General features: G+C 44.6%; 7 protein-coding genes, 1 pseudogene and 1 riboswitch. Of the genes and pseudogenes, 7 read left to right on the top strand and 1 reads right to left on the bottom strand.

All coding sequences use genetic code 11. The features are described from left to right. Positions 1-48 precede the first annotated feature (48 nt). Positions 49-621, bottom strand: a pseudogene (locus ACTRWI_RS21540) (transposase). 233 nt (positions 622-854) lie between these two features. Between ACTRWI_RS21540 and ACTRWI_RS21545 the strand changes: the two are divergent. The 7 genes from ACTRWI_RS21545 to thiM form a co-directional block, all read left to right on the top strand. Then, on the top strand, positions 855-1,952 hold the full coding sequence (locus ACTRWI_RS21545; protein ID WP_499133761.1) for an ElyC/SanA/YdcF family protein: 1,098 nt from the start codon (positions 855-857) through the stop codon (positions 1,950-1,952). 107 nt (positions 1,953-2,059) lie between these two features. After that, positions 2,060-2,311, top strand: a complete 252-nt coding sequence (locus tag ACTRWI_RS21550) for a DUF2999 family protein (RefSeq protein ID WP_004738856.1) — start codon at positions 2,060-2,062, stop codon at positions 2,309-2,311. A 228-nt stretch (positions 2,312-2,539) separates the two neighbouring features. Continuing rightward, a complete protein-coding gene (locus tag ACTRWI_RS21555; protein ID WP_499133763.1) occupies positions 2,540-2,929 on the top strand; it encodes an ASCH domain-containing protein in 390 nt (129 codons plus the stop codon). A gap of 104 nt (positions 2,930-3,033) precedes the next feature. Then, on the top strand, positions 3,034-3,771 hold the full coding sequence (locus tag ACTRWI_RS21560) for a helix-turn-helix domain-containing protein (RefSeq protein ID WP_499133764.1): 738 nt from the start codon (positions 3,034-3,036) through the stop codon (positions 3,769-3,771). 81 nt (positions 3,772-3,852) lie between these two features. Next, positions 3,853-4,770: a DMT family transporter gene (locus ACTRWI_RS21565; RefSeq protein WP_499133765.1), complete on the top strand. Its 918-nt coding sequence runs from the start codon at positions 3,853-3,855 to the stop codon at positions 4,768-4,770. Between the two features lie 97 nt (positions 4,771-4,867). Next, a riboswitch (TPP riboswitch) is annotated at positions 4,868-4,979 on the top strand. Between the two features lie 98 nt (positions 4,980-5,077). Further along, entirely contained in the window at positions 5,078-5,962 is an 885-nt protein-coding gene (thiD, locus tag ACTRWI_RS21570; RefSeq protein ID WP_499133766.1) for a bifunctional hydroxymethylpyrimidine kinase/phosphomethylpyrimidine kinase, read from the top strand. Between the two features lie 124 nt (positions 5,963-6,086). After that, positions 6,087-6,896: hydroxyethylthiazole kinase (thiM, locus tag ACTRWI_RS21575; RefSeq protein WP_499133767.1), on the top strand; the 810-nt coding region annotated here is incomplete at its 3' end.

Here is a 6,896-nt window from a genome sequence, read left to right on the forward strand (position 1 = left end):
GTTGCGTAATTCGGACAGAAAATCAAACAGCCCGAGATTGAGCAATTATTAAACAACACACTGAGTTTCAGGCATACCAAGCCCTGTAAGCTTGTTCAGCGCTTTAATTATGGTGTAGGTTTCGCCAACTTGAGCCTTGTAGTTTCTCAAGCTTAACCTTCCACCTAGCAACTGCTTCACGCGATACATGGCTGTTTCAGAAAGTGAACGCTTGTGATAACCATAACGCTTTTTCCATTTCTTGTTGGAGCCTTAGACCTTCTGACAACCTACTGCTAAATTGCGATACTGTTCTTTGGGTTTTAAATGAAACCTCAACTTCCTTAGCACAGCGGCTTATACAGCTGTAGTGTGGGCAAACAAGCGGGATGTGAGCCAGCTTAAATACGGAGTCTAGAAAGCCTTGCAGCGCTCTCAATGGCATGGAGAAAACACGCCTGACCATCAGTGCGGTAGTAATGACTAAGTCGCTGAATTGGCGAGGTCTACCACACTTGCCTTGTTTGATTTGCTTCCACTCGGCTATCGCCTCCTCATCAATCCAAAAGCTCAGAGAACCACGGTTGATTAAGGTTTTATGTACTGCTTCCAATGAGTTGTTTTGTAAAGAGGTTTAGGCATAAGGCTACGATGATTAACTGTGTAGCCGATCAGATCGTAACTTCCAGATTTAGTCCCATCGAATTACGTCAAAGCCTTACTAAGAGGCTCAAAATCGTGATCCGCTGCCACACCTTATGCAACAAATGAATATTAACCTTAGAGATTCTGGTGTGGTTCACAGTTTTTTAATCTTGGGGACTTAAATTGGGGGGCAAATCTGATGTGAACATTTATCTACACGGGATACCCTCATGAAAAAGAACATTATCGCCCTCGCTCTTGGTGGCATGCTGGCCTTTGGCGCAACCCCATTTTCGTTTGCTGCTAACGATGGCGCAGTTCAAGCTTCTGCCGATTACGCGCAGCTAGTGACGAAGCGACAAGTTGTCGACCAACTACTTCTTGATGCGTTGCAAGCGTTTAAGTCTCCGGCGAGAATTTCTCACGCCGGTTTCACGGCAAAAATGCCAAGTAACATGGAAATTGTGACCAACCGACTGCTAGAGGCATACCAACTAGAACCTTATCGTACTGACTTACTGATCTCGGCAGCGAACGCTCAGATCTACAACAAAAATGCAGAGCGCGCGATTGAGCTGTTTGAACAAGCGCTAACGGTTGCACCAGACGATGTTGATCTTCACGCTTACCTTGCGGTTTGGCAGCGATTTGAAGGCAATGAAAGTGAATCCAATAAACACATGGAGAAACTAGGAAGCCTGAACGAAGGCAAGGCTGAAGATATTAAACGCATTTTTGCGACGGTCGATCGCGTTTTAGGAACACCGCTTAAAGAATCTGCAGACAAAGGTTTGCTGGATGATCACGGCGCTATCGTTACTCTAGGTTATGCGCTGAATCCAGACGGCTCCATGCATCAGATTTTGATTGAGCGTCTTGAGACGACATTGGCGATGGCTAAAGCGAATCCGGATGCGATGATCGTGTTAACGGGTGGCGTGCCGAAGAACCACAAGACTGAAGGTAAGTTGATGGCGGACTGGCTTATCGAGAAAGGGGTAAGCAAAGATCGCATCATTGAAGAAAACTATGCGACTAGCACGGTCGGCAATGCCTTGTTCAGTAGTTATGCGTTAGCTCGCCACAACATTAAACACGCGACGATTATTAGCTCAGCAAGTCACGTTCGCCGTGGTCAAACTCTGTTTGAAGTGGCAAGCTGGCAAACAGGGCCTCAGAGTATTACTTTCGATACGGTTTCTTACCCTGATAAGCCACTTTCAGAGCTTAAGAAAGCGAGTGATGGTGAGCTACTAGGTATCTATCGTGACGCTCTTCGTACCTATGGTATGTGGAGTTACCGCTCTTACCCGTTAGAGTCTCGCTAAGTTTAGCTTTACTTCACAGTAGGCAAAGTATAAGTTGCGAGTACAATCGAGCACAGCTAGATGGTATGCTGTGCTCCTATTTTATTTAGTGTTTCAAAGGTAAAAAGATGAACCCGATTCTAGCAATGTTGAAAGAGAACAATATTAGCGATGCACAGATCAGCGAGCTATTCCAAACGTTGACTGAAAACCCTCTTGCAGCAATGGCGACGATCAGCCAACTTGGTTTACCACAAGACAAGCTTCAAATGCTTATGGGTCAGGTAATGCAAAATCCTGCGCTAATCAAAGAAGCCGTTGAAGAACTTGGCCTAGATTTTTCTAAGGTTGAAGCCGCTAAAGAGCAACTTCAAAAATAATTGAGTATGGAGGGGCAATTTAGTTAATGGGCGATCGCCATTTAGGTGAACAACTCTTAGCCATGCCAATAAGACTTGAGTTAAAAAGCCGTTTGAGTAGCAATACTTAAACGGCTTTTTTGACTTTTGAGCTCTGTACTCATGTGAACTAAGCTCAATAGAAAGTAACGGCTGCGCTTACTTGAGTTATGTTAATCAACACTAGAAAACATTGAGAAAAGAGGGCTTATGAATTCTTACAAGCTTGAAATCTACCAACGACCGCTAGACGCAATAAAGAGTGGCGCGAAGTGTGTTGAGATAAGAACAAATAACAGTTATGAGGCAATTCAATATGACCAGCTTAATAAAGGAGACCATATTGTTTTTCAAGTGATATCAGGTCCACCGTTTGTTGGTTTAGACGTGATTCACCCAAATGCGCTGACTGTCGAAGTACTGGGCGTAAGAAACTATCCTGACCCAAGAGCGTTATTGATGGCGGAGGGGCTAGGAGTGTTATCTAATTTGAGTGATTCAATTGATGAGGGCGTTGAGCTTCTATACAGCTTTCACGAATACAAAGAGATGATTCCAATTCATGGCTTATTTGCTATTGAAATTCGTGTAATCGAATAATCTCCTTATACGCTGTTGATTGGCTCAAGGTGTGACTATTGGAAGTTGATAATGTAACGTAGTCTATATTACTTCCACTCATCTAGTTAACGTCAGCGTTGCTCATGAAATCTAGCCTAAGCATTCGATCTTACACCAAGCAATTTAATACTCATGCCCATGATGGTTACCATCAACTGGTACTGCCTATTCAAGGGAGTATTAGTATTGAAATGGTTGGATATGTTGGAAAGGTCGCTGTTGGTGAATGCGTGGTAATTCCAGTCACTACAGATCATGCGTTTAAGGCGGATGAAGCGGCACGCTTTATTGTTGCGGATATGGTCGAGTTACCGCAGCACTTGTTAGAGCATCAGCTTTCGGTTTTCACGATAACACCACCTTTAATGTGCTTCTTACTGTTCGTTGAAAAGCAGTTGGAATACCAAGTGGACAGTGGCATTGAATCATCCATCTTGGATGTGTTTTCACTGCTATTGGAGCAACAAGAAGTCAGCAAGAGTATCGACCCTCGTATTCGTGCGGTCCAAAGACTCATTGCGGATAATTACGCCGAGCCTCTCTCTATTTCTCAGCTTGCAGAAACGGCTTGCTTGAGCCCCACTCAATTTAAGAAGCGCTTTAAAGAGTGTATTGGAATCAGTGCGCTTAAGTACATCACTCGCTATCGTATGGAGAAAGCACAAGCCTTGCTAAGCCATACCGATTTACCCGTTCAATTGGTCGCAGAAAATGTGGGATATAGCGACTTGTCTGCATTCAGTCGACGCTTCTCTAAGCACTTTGGCATGTCTCCAAGGGCGTTTTTAGGCTCGATGACAGAGAGTCTTTCAAAACAATAATAGCGTCCTTTTGGCAAACTAAAATTGACGTATGTTTACTATTATCTATTTCAAGAAATGAAAATAGACTAGGCAATAGCCATGAATCTCGCCATCAATCGCGTTAACGAATTTCAAACGGGCACTTTAGCCATCGTGTTTGCTTCTGTTTTGTGGGGTACGACAGGTACAGCTGCAAGCTATGCGCCTGATCTTAGCCCACCAGCGATTGGCGCATTTTCAATGGGTGTTGGTGGCCTAATGCAGGCGGCTTTGGCGTATCGAAAGATCTTATCTTCACTTGATAAGCTTTTGCACAACAAAAAGCTGTTAGCAGCGAGTGCATTGGCTTTGGCAATCTATCCTCTGGCTTTTTACTCTTCGATGAAGTTATCGGGTGTCGCGATGGGAACTGTGGTGTCGATAGCCACTGCTCCGTTCTTTTCTGCACTTTTAGAGTGTCTTATTAGCAAAAATAATAATATTAATAAACGTTGGCTAACGAGCTTTGCTATTGGCGTGGTTGGCATTGGGTTATTGGTATTTTCAGAATCATCATCGGTGAGTGATTCTGGTGATGACCTGAAGCTTTTGGGCATTGGGTTGGGGTTAGTTGCTGGATTGTGTTACGCCATTTATTCGTGGGCGACAAAAGCTCTAATAGACGAAGGCATTAAGTCACAAGCGGCGATGGGCAGCATATTTGGTTTAGGTGCAATGTTGTTATTACCAACGTTATACTTCACTGGTGACAACCTATTCGCTTCAAGAACTAATATATTCGTGGTGAGTTACTTGGTACTACTTCCTCAATGTTTGGGTTATGTCGCGTTCAGTTTCGGGTTAAGACATGTCACGGCAAGTAGTGCGAATTTGATTACTTTGCTTGAGCCAGTTGTTGCCGCCGTATTGGCTGTCTGGATTGTGGGGGAGCGCATACCTTTTGTCGGTTGGATAGGTATATTGTTGATTGTCCTATGTTTATTTATTCAATCACAACCAAATAATCAGCGAAACTAAGTGCTTGTTAACAAAGATAAATTGAATTTTATTCATGCTTGTATCTTATAAATGAATAAAATGAGTATCTCAGTTACGAGAGTGCTGTTACTATCGTTATCAATAGTCGGGGGGCATCTACCTTAATTGGTATTTGCTGAGATCGTTATTCGAGACCCGTTGAACCTGATTCAGTTAACACTGGCGTAGGGAACTATGATGACTTTGTCTATGTGGTCTAACAATGATCTCTCATTGGTTTTATTTCCACCCTCTCTTTGCGGCCAAAGTTCGGTTCTCTTACGTCTTTTAGATAGTAGGAGCGACCATGACGCAGCATTCCAACACTCAAGCGCCACTTAAAAAGACTCAAACACCACACAACCAATCTTCTGTGGTCAATACTCCGATTGTTTTAACTATCGCTGGTTCTGATTGTGGCGGCGGCGCAGGTATTCAAGCGGATATTAAAGCCATGTCTGCAACAGGTAGCTTCGCTTGTTCGGTGATTACTGCGATTACTTCTCAGAATACCCAAGGCGTGTCAGCCATTCTCCCAATTCCACTAGAACATGTCGCCAGCCAGTTAGATGCGGTGCTCACCGATCTGAATATCGTGGCGGTAAAAGTCGGTATGCTTGCGGACTCGCAAATCATCAAAGTCGTTGCTGACAAAATCAAACAATACCAACCAAAACACTTAGTAATTGACCCTGTAATGGTCGCGACAAGCGGCGACCTTCTTCTAGAAAACTCAGCTATCACTACGCTAAAACAAGAGCTGATTCCGCTCGCAGACATCATCACCCCTAACTTACCAGAAGGCGCTGCACTGACAGGGAAGGCCGTTCCTGAAAGCGAAGCTGAAATGCAGGACATGATTGAAGATCTGCGCGCTTTAGGTGCTAAAGCCGTTCTGCTAAAAGGTGGTCATCTAGAGAAAGATGAAAACAGCAATGACTTAATGATTCTACCAACCACATCTGCTGTGATTAGCGCGAAGCGTTTTCCTACCAAAAACACTCATGGCACGGGCTGCACGCTCTCTTCTGCTATTGCTTCTTTCTTGGCTCAAGGTAACACGCTCCCAGAGGCTGTCGACCTCGGTAAACAATACATTTCACGCGCGATTGCCCATGCTGACGAGTTGAACGTCGGTCAAGGTCATGGCCCGGTAAATCACTTTTTTGCTGGGCACGGTAATGTCCGTTAATACGGTTGGCGTTCAACTTAGCAATGCGACGTTGCGTTACCGAGATAGCGAGCACGCGACCCTGTCGGGTTGTCACTTAACTTAAGCGCAGGTAAGTGGACAGTGCTGCTTGGGCGAAGTGGTTGTGGGACAAACGACGGTATTGCGTTATTTGGCAGGTTTGTTGGGCGACAAGGTGGAGTGGCAGGGTACATTGGCAACGTCTGATGAACGGCCTTTAACTGATCGTATCGCTTACATGGCACAGCAAGATTTGTTACTGCCATGGCTATCGGTTATCGACAATGTACGCCTGAGCCATCGCTTCCTAAACACTACTAACGAGCATCAAAACGCAGAGCAAAAGCCACTGGTTGTGAATATTACTAACTACGTGGTGATGAATAACACAGCCAATGCTCTGCTAGCGATTGGTGCTTCACCTATCATGGCGCATTCGCAGAAAGAATTGGCTGAGATGATGTCATTCTCTGCCGCTTTGGTGATCAACATTGGCACGCTCGACAGTATCTGGATGCCAAGAATGTGTTTCGCGGTTGAACAAGCTAACGCGAACAACAAGGTTGTGGTGCTTGACCCAGTCGGTTGTGGTGCAAGCTCGTTACGTACCGAGACGTCTCGCCAAATCGCACATTTAGCGGATAAGTTAATTATTCGTGGTAACGCGTCTGAGATTATTGCATTAGCAGGTGAGCAAGCGCAGAGTAAAAGTGTGGATGCGCTAGATAGCAGTGATGCTGCATTAGGTGCTGCACAGTACTTAGTAGCTGAATACGGTGCAAGTGTAGTGATTTCAGGTGAGGTGAGTTACGTTGTCACTAAAGACTGCGTAGTAACGTTAAACAATGGGCATCAAATGATGCCGTATGTCACAGGCATGGGTTGTACCTTGTTCTCAAGCTTTTTTCCTACGCTATTTTTGATCACTTACTTA

Source organism: Pseudoalteromonas sp. G5_S1_14_S5, from assembly GCF_054968605.1.

Excerpts from the sequence above, each read along its gene's own strand:
- ACTRWI_RS21565 (WP_499133765.1), top strand. The coding sequence starts at position 3,853 with ATGAATCTCGCCATCAATCGCGTTAACGAATTTCAAACGGGCACTTTA.
- ACTRWI_RS21560 (WP_499133764.1), top strand. The coding sequence starts at position 3,034 with ATGAAATCTAGCCTAAGCATTCGATCTTACACCAAGCAATTTAATACT.
- ACTRWI_RS21545 (WP_499133761.1), top strand. The coding sequence starts at position 855 with ATGAAAAAGAACATTATCGCCCTCGCTCTTGGTGGCATGCTGGCCTTT.
- ACTRWI_RS21550 (WP_004738856.1), top strand. The coding sequence starts at position 2,060 with ATGAACCCGATTCTAGCAATGTTGAAAGAGAACAATATTAGCGATGCA.
- thiD (WP_499133766.1), top strand. The coding sequence starts at position 5,078 with ATGACGCAGCATTCCAACACTCAAGCGCCACTTAAAAAGACTCAAACA.
- ACTRWI_RS21555 (WP_499133763.1), top strand. The coding sequence starts at position 2,540 with ATGAATTCTTACAAGCTTGAAATCTACCAACGACCGCTAGACGCAATA.